The organism is Barnesiella sp. B2-R-119, from assembly GCF_023656675.1.
Lineage (GTDB): Bacteria > Bacteroidota > Bacteroidia > Bacteroidales > Barnesiellaceae > Barnesiella > Barnesiella intestinihominis.
Map to the genome: position 1 here is coordinate 162,529 of NZ_JAMOKL010000002.1, position 17,981 is coordinate 180,509.

A 17,981-nucleotide genomic window follows, 5' to 3' on the forward strand; every position below is an offset into this window, starting at 1 on the left:
CAATCATGATAAAACGACAAATAAACTTCAATTTTATTTATTATATAATTAATTTTATTCATATCAAATAAAATAAAAGATAATAATACAATCATGATTTTTCCTTATTTTTGCAATAAATGTAAGAAACGAACAGTCTACCGGGAAAATCGAACATCACCGTTTTAACGATAGATTTTACATTTTCTACCACTAACTTAAAACAAATTCCTATGGATAAATCCAAAGTATTCTTTACCAATCTGCACACGACTCCTTCGAGCAATCTACTCGACAAGATGGAGCGTTTAATCAAACGGGCCGGAATCGAAAGTATCGATTTCAAAGACCAATTCGTAGCTATAAAAATACACTTCGGAGAACCGGGGAATTTAGCATATCTCCGTCCGAACTATGCAGCTCGACTGGCAACCCTACTCCGCTCTTGGGGAGCAAAACCCTTTCTTACCGACTGCAACACGCTCTACTCCGGCCGACGTGCCAATGCGGTAGACCATTTACAAAGCGCCATGGAAAATGGATATAACCCCATTTCAGCACAATGCCAAGTCATTATCGCCGACGGTTTGAAAGGGACAGAGTACCGTGAAATACCTTTAAATGGGGAGTACTGCAAGGCTCCGAAAATTGGATCGGCATTAGCCGATGCCGATATAGTTATCTCAATGACTCACTTCAAAGGTCATGAGCAAGCCGGGTTCGGCGGTGCTTTAAAAAACTTAGGAATGGGAGGAGCAAGCGTAGGCGGTAAACTAGAATTGCACTGTAATTCTCAACCCAAAATCGAAACAGAGAACTGTAAAGGCTGTAACATCTGTGTCAAGCATTGCGCCCACGATGCCATACACTTGAACCAAAACCATAAAGCCGAAATAGATTATACCAAATGTGTCGGTTGCGGGCAATGTGTCGCTTTATGCCAACACGATGCAGCCGTAATGGGAGAATGCGATACGTCTGAACGTTTGAACTATAAAATAGCCGAATATACCCAAGCCATATTGAAGGACAAGCCTCATTTCCATATCAGTTTCATTATGAATGTTTCACCTGAATGCGACTGTTGGAATCACAACGATGCCGCCATTATCCCCGATTTGGGAATACTCGCATCATTCGACCCGGTCGCTTTGGACAAGGCTTGCGCCGATATGGTCATCGCAGCACCGGCAATCAATGGCAGTTGTCTGACTGAGAAACACCCGCACGAACATCTCGAAGGCGCCGATAAATTCCATCTGATGCACCCCGATACCAATTGGCAAGCCGGACTCGAACATGCACAAAAGATCGGATTAGGAGTTATGCAATACGAATTGATTACAGTATAAGACCGCTATTCCCCAAAGAGGAATTGATCACAGGGCACGGTAATGGGATTCGTTGGCATATTTCAATAGCTGCGAATCCCCTTTACTGTCGCCATATACGATCAAGTAATTATTTTCTAAATCGGGAATCTGTTCCAGCAGCCTCACAACCTTCTCCTGTCCATAACAATTTTTATTCGAAAAGAAACCGGTCAGACAACCTTCACCGTCCACTTCGATCTCGGTAGATAATATGTCCCGGATACCTAAATCGGAAGCAAAAGGTTTGATCCAATTATAAATACTTGCACTTACAATAAAAACCCTATTGCATTTCTGCAATTGTTCCCATATAGCAATCCTTGCACTTTGCCGAACAAGAGCCTTTCCTTCCTTTTGAAAAAATTCCTCGCACAACCGATTGAAATCCTCCAACCTCATTCCTTTGAAAAAATGAGAAAATATTTGTTGTTTCACCTTCCAATTCGGATAAAGCCCTAATTTATACGCCAAAAGTTGCGGAGCATACCTAAGAAAACCCGCATAGAACGAAACAGGTCCTCTCACAAATTTGATAAATTCCAAAAGTGTATCTTTGGTAGTAACCGTTCCATCAAAATCGAAAACAGCAATTCTCATATTCCTCAAAAATAAATCAGAACCCCGAAAGACAGAACCCAGCCCACGATACAAACATGGATAAACCGGTCGTGTATCAATATCTTTGTAGGACTGCCGCTATTCTTATCTACCACTGTCAACTGCAAATAACGTAAGATTCCAGCCAAAACCCATATCGTAGTCAGATAGAGATTGGAGGTCCCCATTCTTTCGATCACCTCCGGTGATACAGTATACATAATGTAACAAACGACCACGATAACCCCGACAAGAGTTATCGCCATATTGATAAACTCCAAATTATAACGGGCTATATTAAGCCTCATCTTATCTCCGGTCCGCTCATAAATGAGTACGTCGTCCCGCCTTTTGGCAAACGACAAAAACAGAGCCAACAGAAACGTCATCAAGATAATCCACGGCGAAATCCATATCCCCGTAACGACTCCACCCGCAAGAACCCTTAACACAAAGCCTATCGATATCACAAAAACATCGACCAACGCAATATGTTTCAACCAAAAACAATAGGCTATATTCAAAATAAAATAAATACCGACATTTATCAGCAACACGTGCCGTACGGTTGAATCATAAACAAATGTCAAAGCGATTGCCAAGACCAACAACAGAGCCATTATACCATATCCGGCTCCCACCGATACTATACCCGAAGCGATAGGTCGCCGGCACTTAGTCGGATGCAAGCGATCGGATTCTCTATCGCAAATATCATTCAAACAATATATAGACCCAGCGACCAAACAGTAAATAACAAAAGCAATCAATGCGGAGCTCAAACAAGCCCCGTCACCCAACTTCCGGCTAAAAAATATCGGAAGAAAAATAAATACATTTTTAAGCCACTGTTGAGGCCGAACGAGTGAAATTATATCTTTCACCATACTATTGGTATATTTTACACAACAAATATATAATATTATACAGAATAGTACAAAATATACACCTATCGTTTTCCCCAATACACAGCGACGATCGGAATAAATCTAATAAACAGACGATTTATTGCCCCATGTGTTTTTGCAATATGGGATATAAAAACTCGGCATAACGCATAAAAACAAGAAAAATATGTGTTTTCATATTCATATTTTACTATGTATAAATTTAGTAAATATCTCAAATATGATATGAAAACATAAGCCGAAATTCAAATGTGTCGGACAGGACATCGGGGAAATATTTATAATGTGATTTTCGCCGACACCAAGCTGTTTCGGCAGAGATACCCACCTTTGGACTAATAGCAAACGAACCACGTAGATTCATCATCTGCAAACGAGCGTCTCCGACAGCGCCTTGTGCATCGAGATAATGAGGATTCATATTTTCATAGTCCTTATGCTCATACCCCTTCCACGTGAAAATATGGTAATTCTCAAATCCCAAATAAATGCCGAACCGGCGCTGTAAAGTAAACAAGCCGTTGAGGCGGATACTATATCCGCTTCCCATATTGTAATCACGGTCGTGAAATTGATAATAATCGCACAAAGCACCGCCAAGAGCCACTCCCGAAACAAATCCGTTCAAGGCCAAAGTGTTATTTTCATGCAGTTTCATGCGATATAAAACACCGGGGCCATAGGATACAGTCTCGGAAATGCGAAACGGCACTTCGTTCGACTCATTATCCATTCTTCCGCTATTGTAATAGCTATAATTCTGGAATATACCGGCAAACAATTCATTCCCATTTTTATAATCATGTTCCCGGCCCCATATAGAAGCGCAAATATTTACGTCCCCGATAATGGGTTGATGGGCGAACATATTGAACAACATTCGAGCTGTAAAATGTTCGAACGGAACATTCCCTTCAATTTCGAACGGGTCGTTATAAATCAACGAGAAATCCATACACCCGACATGTATACTTTTGTTCTTGCCTTCCCTAATGTTATCGAGCATACGATACCCGGCCTCAAATCGAAAATGAAACGGGATAGTCGCTTCTTTATCCACATACCGAGGACCTATACGCCACGCTTCCCCTGTCATCAAACGATTGACTGCCCGTACCGGATTTAAAAACGCGGCGACTAACTCATGGGATGCCCTCTCCCACCCCCTAGCCTGTCCGTTCAAGACCAACGAAGACAGACGATAGGTTGTTTCCCCTAAGGCCATTCCGCCAAAGGTTGTAGACATTATATCGTTGATCGAGGCCGGTTGTGTCTCCATAAACCATTCCCAAATAGAACTTCCCAAGAGAGCATAAGGTGCAGATTCCCAAAAATTCAATCCGTTGGAACGGGCACTGCTGTAATAAAGATTACCTTGATATGGGTGTGAAAAAAGATTAGTCTCGAACTTGTCGTTATCCCACAACAAGCCGGTCTTAAAATTGTTTTTTATCGATGACCATGAAATTTGAGCATAGTCCTCTTTAATAAGATATCGGGTAAGCACATGAAACAAAAGATCTTCCGCCACTACCTCTGCACCAGCCAACCACGGACGTTTTTTTGCCGGTGCAGCCACATTTAAATGCGTCGGGACATTGCTACCTAACTGGAACAAAGAATTGATTTCAGGTTCTCCATTGCTCTCTACCACCAAAGTATCCATTTGTTCAACACCCGGCACCGCTACCGAATCGGGCACAGTCACATTTGCGTTCAATGATAGCGCATCAGCACTAAGAATCGCCAATACGCAACAAAAATTTATACCTATTTTCACCTTCTTTTCTTTTATCGGCGACCAAGATAATCAATAAACTTGTAAGAGCATATCTGATGGGAGTTATCGGATAATGTTCCCGCACTTTGGAACAATATTTCGAGTTTACAAAAGGCTTCTCCTCTTCTTTCCACAAAAAGGGGAGACGAAATCGAATCTCGTCTCCCTTTTTCTTTCAATCGGAATTTTCTTATTCCGACCCACCATATTGTTTCTCTATCAATTTCTCGGCCTCGTTCTTTAACTTCTGAGCTTGTTTCTCTGCTTCTTCCACCAATTTCTTACCGGCTGCCTGAGCTGCGACTTTCGCCAAAGGATTCGATGCTTTGGAAATGAGCTTCTCGCTCTCCGATTTCGCCGTAGCGATCAATTTATTTCCCGCCTCTTCGGCCTGCTTACGAATAGCGGCTTTTTGAGCTTCTATATCTTCGGAATCCACTCCCAAAACTTCCGAAGCAATCACATTCGTCACGGCATTCTTAACAACCTCATCGGTATTCAACTTAATAGATGGCTTGGAGAACGTTCCTCCTATCGTCGCCGAAACATTACTTAAAGCCCCGGCCCCCGGAATATTGATTTTAGCTCGATAATCAATCGTCTGATCAAGGCCTGTAACACCAGAAAGATTCATTGTAATATTACCCAGCTTCATATCAAAAGGCGAAGTCTTTACTTTACCGTCCTTAATGGTAAAAGAGATTTTCAAATCTTTCGCTTCGATATTCTTCAATTTATCATTTTTCAACAGCGTTGCCAACTGGCTGAATACTTCGATATTTTGTAATTGAATATCGTTGGATTGAATGACACCATCGGCTGTCAAAGAACTTAAATCGGGTGACATCTGACTATCCAGAGCAGATTTCAGGTCGACCTTAACGGAATATGTTCCACCGGTTTTAGCAAAAATGGGGACAATCTTCTGAATCATGTCCAATTGCTCGAACGTTTTTTCAAAAGAGGCTTTTTGTATATCGAGGTCAAAATTAACCATAGGACGAACAACGCTCTCGGCCGTACTATAAATACCATTCGCCACCATTGCTCCACCGAATGCGTTCAAGCTCAACGGAGTCATTCGTACAGCACCGTCAGCAACGATAAGTTTACCCGTCACATTATCGAGTTCCATCTTTTGGAAAAGGATTTTCTTGAAGTCGGCACTTAAAGTCATATCGATATTCTTAGGAACTTCTATCACAGAAAGAGTCGTTGTATCGGCTTCGACGGTCTCTTCCCCCGAAGTTTCCGAGTCACTCATCAATTCGTTCAGGTCAAGCAGCGACGAAGTCACCGTCAAAGAGCCTTTTATAGTCTCATTTTTCAAAACGTACGCCAGATAATTGGATAAAGAACCATGGGCTTGAATATCGCTCTTTCCGACCTTAACATCGAGCTGAGACAACGACATGGCTTTGGCCGAAACCGAAGCCTGCGCCTTTTTCACTGCGACGGCAGGCAAACCTTTCATCGTTAAATCCATGTCGGCGACAGTCAGTGTTCCCTCTCCCCTTATATTCTGATAATTTTCTTTTTCAATATCGGACATACGGCCTGCAAATTGCAAATCGGCGGTAACGATACCACTCAGGGTTATAGAATCGCCCAAAGGATAAATATCCTTGATTTTCCCCAAATGAACCGTACCGTCGGCAGTAGCCTTGAAATTCAAATCCGATATAGGTGTAGAGGCATACAGCGCGGCCTTGAAAGGATTGCCTGCCATAGAGAGACGAAATTCCGATAAATCGATAATTGTTTTATCCAGACTTCCGCCCGGATTGCTCACCGAAGCACCTATATTGATTCCATCGACCGAAGCCGGCATTCCTTCATAGTTAAGTGTAGCATCTTTCACACCGAGCGTTAGCCCGAACTGGGGCATACTCTCACCGGCCATTCGCCCTTTTGCAAAAGCCGTAAGCGACATATTGCCTGTCGTGCGCAATTTATCGAAATTATTCTGATATATAGCCGGTATCAAAGAAAGTATCTCTTTAAAGTTTATCTCAGAAGTGTTTATCTTTAAGTCCATATCCATAGCCCCATCGTCGAGGAGCGCTACCCAACCATCGAGATTCAGGACAATGGCATTCAAGCTCAACGTGTTTTCTTTCAAAATAAATTTATTATTCTTCAAGTCGGCCGATACCGTTAACTTCGCTCCGGCCTCAGCCTGTTTCAAATAAGAGATACCGCCCATCGCGAAGTAAATATCTTTACAGGACAATTTACTGTCTATATCGGTCATATCGGCACTCATATCGCCCGATAGCTTCAAATTCAGTTTATCGGTATAGAATTGCATATGCGTGGAATCGTCCACATAAACGATCGTAGCATCGGCTATCTTAAAATTTTTCAATTTCAGACGGAAAGAAGATTCGCCCTCTACTTCGACCGTTTTTTCTTCTTCCACATCGGCCGTATCCGGTTTCATAATATCCCAATTCACCCGTCCATCGGCCAACTTCACCGCTTTTATCGACGGCTTGTCCAAAACGACGTAATTCACATCGAAACCTTTGTCACTAAACAGGCTCATTACATTTACAGCCACATCGATGGATTCAGCAGAAACCAACGTGTCGTTTTCAAAATCATCTATACCCGAAAGTGTCAAACCATTCAATTCGATAGACGCACTCGGGAAATGCGAAAAGAGACTGATATCGAGCGATTCAAAATCGAGCTTGGCATTCAACATCTCATTGGCCTCTTTTTTCACAATAGTTATCACTTTGTCTTTAAACATAAATGGCAAGACAAGCATGAATACCAAGATAACCGCCACGGTTACTCCGGTAATCTTCAATCCTTTTTTCAGACCTTTGTTCATCATAGTTATTATTTATTTGTTGTTCTGTTGTTTTTTCTCCCTCAACTCTTCTGCAATAGCCCAATGACGAGCGGCCATATCGGGCATTTCCAGCTTGATAAAAGTATCTCCGAGTCGATCGTGCGCCGTAGCATGTAACGGTTTTTGTTTAACGGCTTTTGCAAAATCGGATAATGCCGTTTCATAATCGCCTTGTTTATAGCGTAATTTACCCCGATTATATAGAGCTTTAAAACTCAACGGGCTCAACCTTACAGCTTCATTGTAACACGCCATAGCTCCATGTTCATCGCCTTGATCTTCGAGCGTAATTCCTTTCCTTACCCATGCATCGATCAACGTAGGATCGAGAGACAATGCTTTGTCAAAATTGGCCAAAGCCGCCCGCACATCCTTTGCCTTAGTTATACACTCGTTCCCTAATAGGTAATATTCATGTGCATATTTACGCAATACGGTATTCTTATCGGAAAACGCCTGTTGAAGCTCCCGATTTTTAACACGCAACTGATTGATAACGTTCAATTTTTTACGAATATACCTCTGAATTACGGGTTTCTCAATATCATATCTCGTATGGATAGCCTTGAAAAAACTTTGTAACATCTTGTCAAAATCGCCTTCGTCGAAAGCATTCACAGCCTCGACATACAGACGATCGGCTTGTGCGAGCTTCAATGACTGTTCTATCAAAACAGAATCGTTGAAACCTTTGCTGAACCGTGCGATATCGGGATTTACGAATATATCCCGATGCGTGATCTGCCGTTTCAACACAATACCTTCCAAAGAGCGGCATCGACTCAAAGCCACATACGTCTGTCCCCCGGCAAAAGCCCCTCCCGTAAAATCGACAATCACGCGATTAAACGTCAATCCCTGACTCTTATGCACGGTAATAGCCCAAGCCAAACGAATGGGAAATTGTAAAAAAGTGCCCAATACACTTTCCTCGATAGTCTTTTCTTTTTCATTGTAGGTATATTTGATATTCTCCCAAACACAACGCTCCAACTCATACATCTCACCCGATTCAAGCACCACCTCGATTTTCTCATCGGGCGTTATATCCGAAATCATTCCTATCGTCCCGTTCACCCACCTGCGTTCCGGGTCATTCTTTATAAAAATCACTTGGGCTCCGGTCTTTACGACCAGTTCCAACGAAGTAGGCAAACTCCCCTCAGGGAAATCACCTTTTATCGTCCCCGTAAATGTATATTCTTTCCCCGGCAATCCAGATAGTCGGTTTTCATTGATATAGTCCACCTGATCCCTACGAGTCGCCAATGTAATCGAGAAATTATCTTTCTCAGGTTCATATTGCGGGAGATAACGGCTATTCAACAAATCGAGTTCTTCTCTCGTCGCAGTATTGTTTCTTATTTTATCCAATACTTCTACGAAACGCTCATCTTGCTGTCGGTACACTTTTTGCAACTCGATAGGGACCAACGACATTTCTCTAAAAACCCGTGCCGAAAAAAAATAGAAATTAGAATAAAACCGACTAAGAATATCTCGCATATCGGAAGTCACAACCGGCTCCAATTGATATACATCGCCTACTAACAATAACTGCTTGCCACCGAAAGGAAACCTCATATTACCCGAATAAACCCGTAACACACGATCGATAAAATCAATCATATCGGCCCGTACCATCGATATTTCATCGATAATAATCAATTCCACTTCACGCAGCAACTGTCGCTGCTTCTTATTGTATTTTAATAATTCATATATTCTTCCTCCCGCCAAACTCAAATCGGGATCGTCGGGCAACATGGGCCGAAACGGCATCTTAAAAAAAGAATGAATCGTACTACCACCCACATTAATCGCCGACACTCCTGTCGGGGCCAGAACTACATATTTCTTTTTGGTATGCTCGCACACATATTTCAAAAAAGTAGATTTGCCCGTACCCGCTTTCCCTGTCAAAAAAACTGACTGAGATGTATATTGAATCAAGCTCAAAGCGTCTTGAAATTCTTTATTCCCTGTATCTATCACAAAATTTTCTTCCATCTTGTCATGGAATTTTTCCATATCTTTTCAAAGATATACATTTCTTTTCAATAAAAAACAAAAGAGCAACTTAGATTTTAAGTCGCTCTTTCAAAATATATTTCCGTTCTGTCTTAGAACTTTACACCCAAAGTCAAAACAAAAGAATTATTATGGTCCGTCAACGAAGATATCTGAGGCGAAATGGCCAACGACGGCTCTGTCTGATCTGGATTATAAGGATTATCCACAGCAGCCGGCAACGGAGAGAACGGGAAAAGTTCGCTACGACGGTAGCGATGCATATAAGCCATATCTACATAAACATTCGAAAAGCGGTATCCCAACCCTACCGTAAAATAATTGGTCTCTCTATCTAAGGTAAACATCGTAAGCGTTCCGGCCGTAGGAATTTCGCGTCCCGACCTGTATTCCGATTTCACAGGGGAAGTCTGATAAGCATATCCTAAACGGGCACTGATTTGGGGTGTAATACGAAATTCGCCTCCGATTTTAAATGTATGCATAGGAGAAACCATCTCCGTAATTTCCTGATTAGTTTTATAAAAAGCATCGACCGAATAGGGATCGTCGAACGACATATTGTTACTCGATGTATACTCATAATCAAAACTTAAAATTCCACTTTGTCCAAAAACATAAGCAGCACTGGCTATCATACGCCACGGAGATTGAAATTCATAATCATAACTTCCACTCGGTGTTTCGGCCAAATCGTCATAACGTGTCCCCGATTCATTAAAATCATATTTCACCGATGCCACATACGAATCGGTCATTTTATAATAATTAGGAGTATGGAAAGCAAAGCCCAAACGGAAATTATCGGTGGCTCTCATAATGACACCCAAATTGACTTTTATCCCCGATCCGTTCGTATGTAATGCATTTCTCATCAAGTACCAGCCGTCCACATTCGGGCTACCCGATGAGATATATCCTCCCGTAAAGTTTTCACCATACCCGCTTTGAATATCATAAGAAAAGTCGGTAACGGCAATTCCTACCCCCCAATAAAATACGTTATAGATATTTCCTCCGACATTAAAGTTGTATTCATCGATCGAACCTTTCTCCCGAACATAAAGATCTCCCGCTGTATTCGTACCGTTTCCTACTATACTATTCCATGAATCTCCTGTCGTACTTTTTGGTTTTATCAAATAGGACTGATATCCCAATACATTCAACCACGGATTATTGTTATACGGGTCATAGCTACTCCCACTATTGTCTGGATAAGCTAAATCCGCAACAGAATAACCTTCGGACAAATGGGCTATATACCCCGAAAGCGAACTGGCTCCGGTTATCCCCGAATAGCCGGCTTTATAGGAGCGGTCAAACGATTTTTGCTTATTATAGGCAAAACCGAAATTCAAATTTTTCAAGGCTTCCTGATTAAAGCGGACAGTCCATACAAAGCCAAAATTATTACATGAAACATTAAACTTGCTATCGGACATTCTATTTCCAGCCGTATTCACCGAACTTACTTGATTGGAAAGGTCTATCGTTGCAGCTATATCGGAATTGCGATAAACTCCTATACCTGCCGGATTCTGGCTCAATGTCGTAATATCCCCTCCTAATGCGCCAAAAGCGCCCGCCATACCCATATAACGAGCCGTTCCCCGTATGTCTTGTTGAGAATATTTCAAAGCATCAACAACTCCCTGACTGAAAAGCATTGAGCTGCTACATAGAGCAGCCAATGCCAAACCATATCTCACATTCTTCATATGTCTCATTTTGAAAATTCAACCCTATTTATCTGCGTCCACCACGTCCGCTACTGCTACTTCCCCGGGAAGACGTTCCACTTCCTCTCGACGAAGAAGAGTGAGACGGAGCAGAATAACTACCGGAGGAACGACGACTCGACGAAGAACTATTCGAGTAACCCGAATTTCGATTGGAAGAAGGTGTACTGCGATTATACGAGGAACTACCTCGTCCACCATTTCCTATACTATTATAATTTCTTCTCGAAGAGTTTGTATTATTATTGATGGTCGTCTGTCTTCTACTTTGACTACTCGACGGGTTAGAAACCGTTCCTGAAAATGAGGAATTCCCCCTTCTGGAAGAATTTGCCTCCCCGAAACTATACCCCCGGTTGCCATTCGAATTGGAACTATTGCTTATTACAGTGCCTCGATTTGTACGTACTCCGTTTACCGATTGTGAACCACGTCCGCCCGATGTAGAAGTTACATTTCCAACCGTACGACGACCGGTCGTATTTCCCGAAGTCCCTGTGCCGACAGTCGCACGCCGCCTGCTCGATGCAGCAGAGTTCCCGGAAGATATCGCACTACCGCCATAGCGGTTAGGAGTGCGGCCGTTGGGAGTGTACTGAGGACGATACGGTCTGTTCCAACCATAGTAAGGACGATCATAATAATGATGATGGTGATGGTGGTAGAAAGGAGGACGATACCATGAATTCCAGCCCCAACAACCGCCCCAACTGTAAAAAGGATCATATCCGAACGAGAATCCCCACGGACCCAAACTCCAACGCCAAGACCAGCTGGTATAAGAATATGGAGCCCATGTATAATTCCAATACCACGGATTTGTCCATGTCGGGGTTACCCACGCATAATTATCCGAGATATAAACATTCCAATCGTTATTATCCAAAAAATAAATATCGGAATAGAATGGGTCGCTTACCGAAACGACAAACTTTGGATTGTGGAAACGGCGAATGCGCAAAGCGTATTCATAATCCGAGTCGGAGCCGTTAAAACCATTCAAATAATATCCGTCGTCACCATTTTCATCGACCACATTGTATTCCACATAATCTTCTTTCTGATTGGCCGCAATATCTTCAAGCGTCATATCGGAAGATTCTCCACGACGATTATATTCATCGACATCTCGAAAGTGATTATCCGACGTTGCCATCAATGTTTTTTTAACCGCAGCTTTCTCTTGAAGTTCTTTCTGGGCCTCTTTTTCTTTCTTTTCTACAACAGGATTTTTATCGTTCGGATTATAATAAATATCATCTTCGACTATATACGAGCCTGCCCCGGCAAAACCCGTCACCAACATCGACAATATAATCAACAGGGCAAATTTTTTTGTTTTCATAATCATCTCTCCTTAATCTTAAATTACTCTATTGAAATTATATCTATTAGACTCTCTTTTGCAAGAATAGTTTAATGACCTTTATTAAAAAGAGTCTAAAAACAGACTAAATGCTGCATCCCACTCCTATAATTTTTACAAATATACTCTTTTCCACTTTATAAAGAGCCTTCACAAAAGGTTTTAACTCCCTTAAACAAAAAGCGCCCCCTTATGGAGAGCGCTTTGAAACCTACCGAATAATTCCTTTTCCCCTATTGTTCCACGGGTCTCAAAGAATAACCGAAGAAAATAAGAGAAAAACCCCAATAAATAAAGGCAGCCGCACACAAAAAAATAATAGAAAACGCAGCCGTAAAAGGTGAAGCGAAGAATAACAATCCAAGTATCAACAATAACAACCCGTTAACCAAATACAACCACCAATATCTATGGGTAGAAACCATATTCAATGCAGAAAACAAATTCGCAATCCCTTTATACATAAAAATAAAGGCAAAAAAGAAAGGAAGCACAGCCTCGCTGAAAGATAAATTCCCGACTAATATAAACCCGATAAGTATATCGATAATTCCACCGGCAAGCCACCAACCCCATCCTCGAACTTTTTGTTTAACATTGCCCGATACAATGAGCTGAACAATTCCAAAAAGAATCAAAAGCCACCCTAACAACAGAGATAACACCTCGTATCCCAATGCCGGTTGAAACCATAACCACAATCCGCAAGGGATCATCAATATACCCGTAATAATCAAAGCCCACCAATATTTGGTCTTTCCCCAAAAATGCATTGTTGCAATATCCATAATTATTTATTTTAAATGATACAATCTTTGCTATACAACACATGGGACACCGTAATTGTTTCAGTGACTACATCTTCAAATAAAAATCACGAGTAAGCATTATATATTCAAGAGTGTATCCCTCCCCTCTTTTCTCTATGGAAAAAGCATTTTCTTCCAATGGTCTACGAGCTCTACTCCACTCCGACAACAATCGTTTAGGAGCTTTACCCGAAATACCCGAAACATAAGTAAACCGCACCGGATAGAATCCATACAACGAAGCAATAAAAATAAGATGTTCTTGTAAATCGGCCGGAGATACCAAAGATAACTTCCCATCGGGCAACAATAAATAGGACGCACCCTCGAATAAAACTTCATAATCAAGAGTTCCCGTATGTCGAGCCTGTTCTCTCTTGCCATCGGGAGGGAGCAAAGAATCTATGAAATAAGGAGGATTAGATAAAATATGATGATACACCGGCTTTGTAGTTTTATCGTAAAACCTACAAAAATCCATACAATATACCGTTATCCTATCCTTCCACGGAGAAAGAGAGACATTGAACGCCGCTTCACTGGCCGCACCGAAGTCCAATTCTACTGCATCGATTCGAGCCAAAGAACGTTGAGCCGCCATAATCGCTATCAATCCTGTTCCTGTACCGATATCCAAAATGCGATTCGATTTTTCCACCCTGCTCCAAGCACCCAATAATACGCCATCGGTACTGACTCTCATTGCCGAGCGCTCCTGATGTATCGTAAACTGTTTAAACTTAAAAAAAGAATTTGCCATACCATCACTCATTTGCCCTGCAAAATAAACAAAAAAACATAATAATTTCGACAATGCCATGCTATTTGCTTAACTTTGGCACGCGACTTGTACAATAAAGTAAAACGATAGGTAAAAATAGGTTTAATGAAAAAACGACAAACCTAAACCTGTCAAAATGTCAATATTTAATCATACACCTAAGAACAATTATATGATCTGCGAAAACGACGAAAATACACCATCGATTATGCCTCTGTTTACAGAAATATCAGGACAAAACGATTCGGAATGTAAGACTTTAAATACAAAAGGATTGCCCATTCTTGCATTACGCAATATGGTATTATTCCCGGGAGTGGCTATCCCTGTCAACGTAGGAAGAACCAAATCCTTACAGTTGATCAAAGATGCCCAAAACAGTCACACCCCTATCGGTGTGGTTTGTCAGCGAGATGCCGCCGTAGAGGATCCGGGAAAAGACGATTTATACGAAGTAGGAGTTATCGGTGAAATCATCAAGATTCTGGAAATGCCCGACGAGAGTACGACTGTCATATTACAAGGGAAAATGAAACGGTTTAGAATCGACGAAATTACCGAAACGCTCCCTTATATGAGAGCCAATGTATCGCTGGAAAATGAAATTTTACCCGATGCCAACGACAAGGAATTCGAGGCTTTGGTTTCCGCCTTGAAAGACTTGACTTTCGAACTGTTGAAAAATATCGGAGAACAAGCCAAAGAATTGGTATTTGCTATTCGGAATATAGATAGTGCGCATTATTTGGTCAATTTCTTAGGTGCGAATATTCCGTTATCTGCAACCCAAAAGCAAGAATTGCTCACCATCAGCAATATCAAAGAACGTTTGTTCAAACTCTATGAAATGCTGACGCAAGAGGCTCAACTCTTACAAATCAAAGCCGACATACAGTCCAAAACGCGCGAAGACTTGAATCAGCAACAAAGAGAGCACTTCCTGCAACAACAGATACGCACCATACAGGAAGAATTGGGTGGGAACATGCAAGACCAAGATATTCAGGAATTGCGTGAACGAGCCGAAAAAAAGAAATGGGACAGTAAAACTGCCGAGATTTTCGAAAAAGAAATGAGAAAACTCGAAAGACTACACCCTCAATCGCCCGACTTCTCTGTACAATATACCTATTTGGACACGTTGTTAGAGCTTCCGTGGAACGAATATACCCAAGATAATTTCAACCTCAATCATGTCCAAAAACAATTAGACAAAGATCACTACGGATTGGATAAAGTCAAAGAACGTATCATCGAACATTTGGCTGTGCTGAAATTAAGAGGTGACATGAAATCACCTATCATCTGTCTGTATGGTCCTCCGGGCGTAGGAAAAACTTCGTTGGGAAAATCTGTCGCAGAAGCGTTGAACAGAAAATATATCCGTATCTCATTAGGCGGCCTACATGACGAAGCCGAAATAAGAGGACATCGCCGTACCTACATAGGAGCAATGCCGGGACGTATCATACAAGGGCTCATCAAAGCAAAAAGCTCGAACCCCGTTTTCGTATTGGACGAGATAGACAAAATAGGAAACGATTTCAAAGGCGATCCGGCTTCGGCCTTACTCGAAGTATTGGATCCAGAACAGAATAATGCGTTTCACGACAACTATATAGACATCGATTACGATTTGTCGAAAATTTTGTTCATCGCTACTGCCAACAATTTAAATACCATATCCCAACCTCTGCTCGACCGCATGGAACTAATCGACATCAGTGGATATATTATCGAAGAGAAAGTAGAGATAGGACGTCGACATCTAGTACCGAAACAACTCGAAAATCACGGATTAAAGGAAGGTGATGTCGTTATTCCCAAAAAAGTAATGGCTGCAATAGTCGACCAATATACCCGCGAATCGGGCGTTCGGGAACTCGATAAAAAAATAGCCCGCATCATGCGAAAAGTCGCTCGACTGAAAGCCTCCGGTAAAGAATATAACCCCACCCTTTCTATCGACGATCTACACGAATATTTGGGCGCTCAGGAATACAACCGGGACAAATATGAGAACAACGACTATGCCGGTGTCGTAACGGGATTGGCCTGGACAGCAGTCGGAGGCGAGATTCTGTTTGTCGAGTCGAGCCTGAGCAAGTCGAAAGGAGAAAAGCTCACCTTGACCGGGAACTTGGGCGATGTAATGAAAGAGTCGGCGGTAATTGCCTTGCAATATATCAAATCGCATGCTTCGCTATTGGGTATCGATGAAGACATCTTCGATAAATGGGCCGTACATATCCATGTGCCGGAGGGTGCTATACCCAAAGACGGACCCTCGGCCGGTATTACGATGGTAACTTCGCTGGCCTCGACTTTTACCCAACGAAAAGTGAAAGACCATTTAGCTATGACGGGTGAAATCACGTTACGGGGAAAAGTCCTTCCCGTAGGCGGTATCAAAGAAAAAATCCTCGCGGCCAAACGTGCAGGAATACGAGAGATCATACTCTCCGAAGAAAACCGAAAAGATATAGAGGAAATCAAAGAGTCCTATTTGAAAGGACTCACATTCCACTATGTAAAAAATATTACCGATGTCCTGAAAATAGCATTGACCGATGAAAAAGTAAAAAATGCCATTGACATTAAATAAAAGAGATTATGAGAGAGTGGAAAGTGACCGACGGATACAAAGTAAAAGCTGACGAGCTATCGTGGGAAGAGTTGAAAAACGCAACAGAAAACGTCATCGAAGAGAAACGCAAGTCTCATCGCATTGTCGTGCTCGACGGATACGGTTTGAATCCCGGAGATTTGTCGTGGGAGGGTATCGAAAGAATGGGTGAATTCACCGTTTATGACCGTACCTCTGTTGACGAAATCGTATCGCGGGCTGCTTTGGCCGACATCGTTCTCACAAACAAGACTCCATTGAGCGCAACCACATTGGAGCAACTACCTCATTTACGCTACATCGGTGTATTAGCCACCGGGTATAATATCGTCGATGTAGAAGCGGCAAAGAATCGAGGTATCGCAGTCACCAATATACCGGCTTACAGCAGCGAGTCGGTCGCTCAAATGGTATTTGCTCATCTACTCAACATAGCCAGCGACGTTGCCGTCCATTCACAATGTGTGAAATCGGGAGAATGGGCGGACTGTAAAGATTTCACTTTTCAGAAAAGTCCCATATTCGAAATTGCAGGAAAAAATATCGGTATCATCGGGTTCGGTAATATAGGCAGCACAGTCGCAAGAATCGCTCATGCTTTCGGAATGAATGTTTTAGCCCAAACATCGAAAAAGAAAGACCAACTGCCCGACTATGTCACTCCCGTAACATTGGAGACCTTACTAGCCGAAAGCGATGTAATCACCCTGCATTGCCCTTTGACCGACACGACTCGTAATCTGATAAACGCCCGAACCATCGGGCTTATGAAGCCATCGGCCATTGTCATCAATACAGGACGGGGGCCTCTCGTTAACGAGCAGGATTTGGCCGACGCTTTGAACGAAGGTCGAATTAAAGCGGCCGGGATAGATGTCCTATCGCAAGAACCTCCTCGAAAAGACAATCCGCTTATACACGCCCGTAATTGTTTCATCACTCCCCACATCGCATGGGCCACTTTCGAAGCTCGGGAAAGATTGATGAAGATTGCAACCGACAATATCCGGCAATATTTGGAAGGACACACGGTAAATCAAGTGAATATCTAAAATTACTAAGAAGCTGTTTTAAATTTATTCCGAGACAGATCGAGACCTATGTTGAAGCAGATTGGAGTCCGAGA

General features: G+C 42.2%; 12 protein-coding genes. 3 read left to right on the forward strand and 9 right to left on the reverse strand.

The features are described 5' to 3' along the window. Positions 1-212 precede the first annotated feature (212 nt). Positions 213-1,331, forward strand: a complete 1,119-nt coding sequence (locus NBH06_RS03910; protein WP_008861938.1) for a DUF362 domain-containing protein — start codon at positions 213-215, stop codon at positions 1,329-1,331. 27 nt (positions 1,332-1,358) lie between these two features. On the opposite strand, the gene NBH06_RS03915 is transcribed toward NBH06_RS03910, so the two are convergent. From NBH06_RS03915 to NBH06_RS03955, 9 genes are all read right to left on the reverse strand, one after another. After that, the gene (locus NBH06_RS03915; RefSeq protein WP_008861937.1) at positions 1,359-1,949 is read right to left on the reverse strand and encodes an HAD-IB family hydrolase; all 591 of its coding nucleotides are present in this window, start codon (positions 1,947-1,949) and stop codon (positions 1,359-1,361) included. Positions 1,950-1,954: 5 nt separating this feature from the next. Beyond that, a complete protein-coding gene (locus tag NBH06_RS03920) occupies positions 1,955-2,836 on the reverse strand; it encodes a decaprenyl-phosphate phosphoribosyltransferase (RefSeq protein WP_008861936.1) in 882 nt (293 codons plus the stop codon). 235 nt (positions 2,837-3,071) lie between these two features. Further along, on the reverse strand, positions 3,072-4,637 hold the full coding sequence (locus NBH06_RS03925) for a DUF3943 domain-containing protein (protein WP_250792848.1): 1,566 nt from the start codon (positions 4,635-4,637) through the stop codon (positions 3,072-3,074). A 190-nt stretch (positions 4,638-4,827) separates the two neighbouring features. Beyond that, positions 4,828-7,482: an AsmA family protein gene (locus NBH06_RS03930; RefSeq protein WP_250792850.1), complete on the reverse strand. Its 2,655-nt coding sequence runs from the start codon at positions 7,480-7,482 to the stop codon at positions 4,828-4,830. 9 nt (positions 7,483-7,491) lie between these two features. Then, on the reverse strand, positions 7,492-9,531 hold the full coding sequence (locus NBH06_RS03935; RefSeq protein ID WP_250792852.1) for a tetratricopeptide repeat protein: 2,040 nt from the start codon (positions 9,529-9,531) through the stop codon (positions 7,492-7,494). 92 nt (positions 9,532-9,623) lie between these two features. Beyond that, the gene (locus tag NBH06_RS03940; RefSeq protein ID WP_250792854.1) at positions 9,624-11,252 is read right to left on the reverse strand and encodes an OmpP1/FadL family transporter; all 1,629 of its coding nucleotides are present in this window, start codon (positions 11,250-11,252) and stop codon (positions 9,624-9,626) included. A gap of 28 nt (positions 11,253-11,280) precedes the next feature. After that, positions 11,281-12,618, reverse strand: coding sequence for a hypothetical protein (locus NBH06_RS03945; RefSeq protein ID WP_008861931.1), 1,338 nt, complete (start codon positions 12,616-12,618; stop codon positions 11,281-11,283). Between the two features lie 254 nt (positions 12,619-12,872). After that, complete coding sequence (locus NBH06_RS03950) at positions 12,873-13,427, reverse strand: HdeD family acid-resistance protein (RefSeq protein WP_195241897.1); 555 nt, start codon at positions 13,425-13,427, stop codon at positions 12,873-12,875. Between the two features lie 67 nt (positions 13,428-13,494). Then, positions 13,495-14,208, reverse strand: a complete 714-nt coding sequence (locus NBH06_RS03955; protein WP_250792856.1) for a tRNA1(Val) (adenine(37)-N6)-methyltransferase — start codon at positions 14,206-14,208, stop codon at positions 13,495-13,497. Between the two features lie 193 nt (positions 14,209-14,401). On the opposite strand from NBH06_RS03955, the gene lon reads away from it, so the two are divergent. Together lon and NBH06_RS03965 are read left to right on the forward strand one after the other, a co-directional pair. Further along, a complete protein-coding gene (gene lon, locus NBH06_RS03960) occupies positions 14,402-16,834 on the forward strand; it encodes an endopeptidase La (protein ID WP_407934819.1) in 2,433 nt (810 codons plus the stop codon). Positions 16,835-16,842: 8 nt separating this feature from the next. Beyond that, positions 16,843-17,907, forward strand: coding sequence for a D-2-hydroxyacid dehydrogenase (locus NBH06_RS03965; protein ID WP_250792858.1), 1,065 nt, complete (start codon positions 16,843-16,845; stop codon positions 17,905-17,907). The last annotated feature ends 74 nt before the right edge of the window (positions 17,908-17,981 follow it).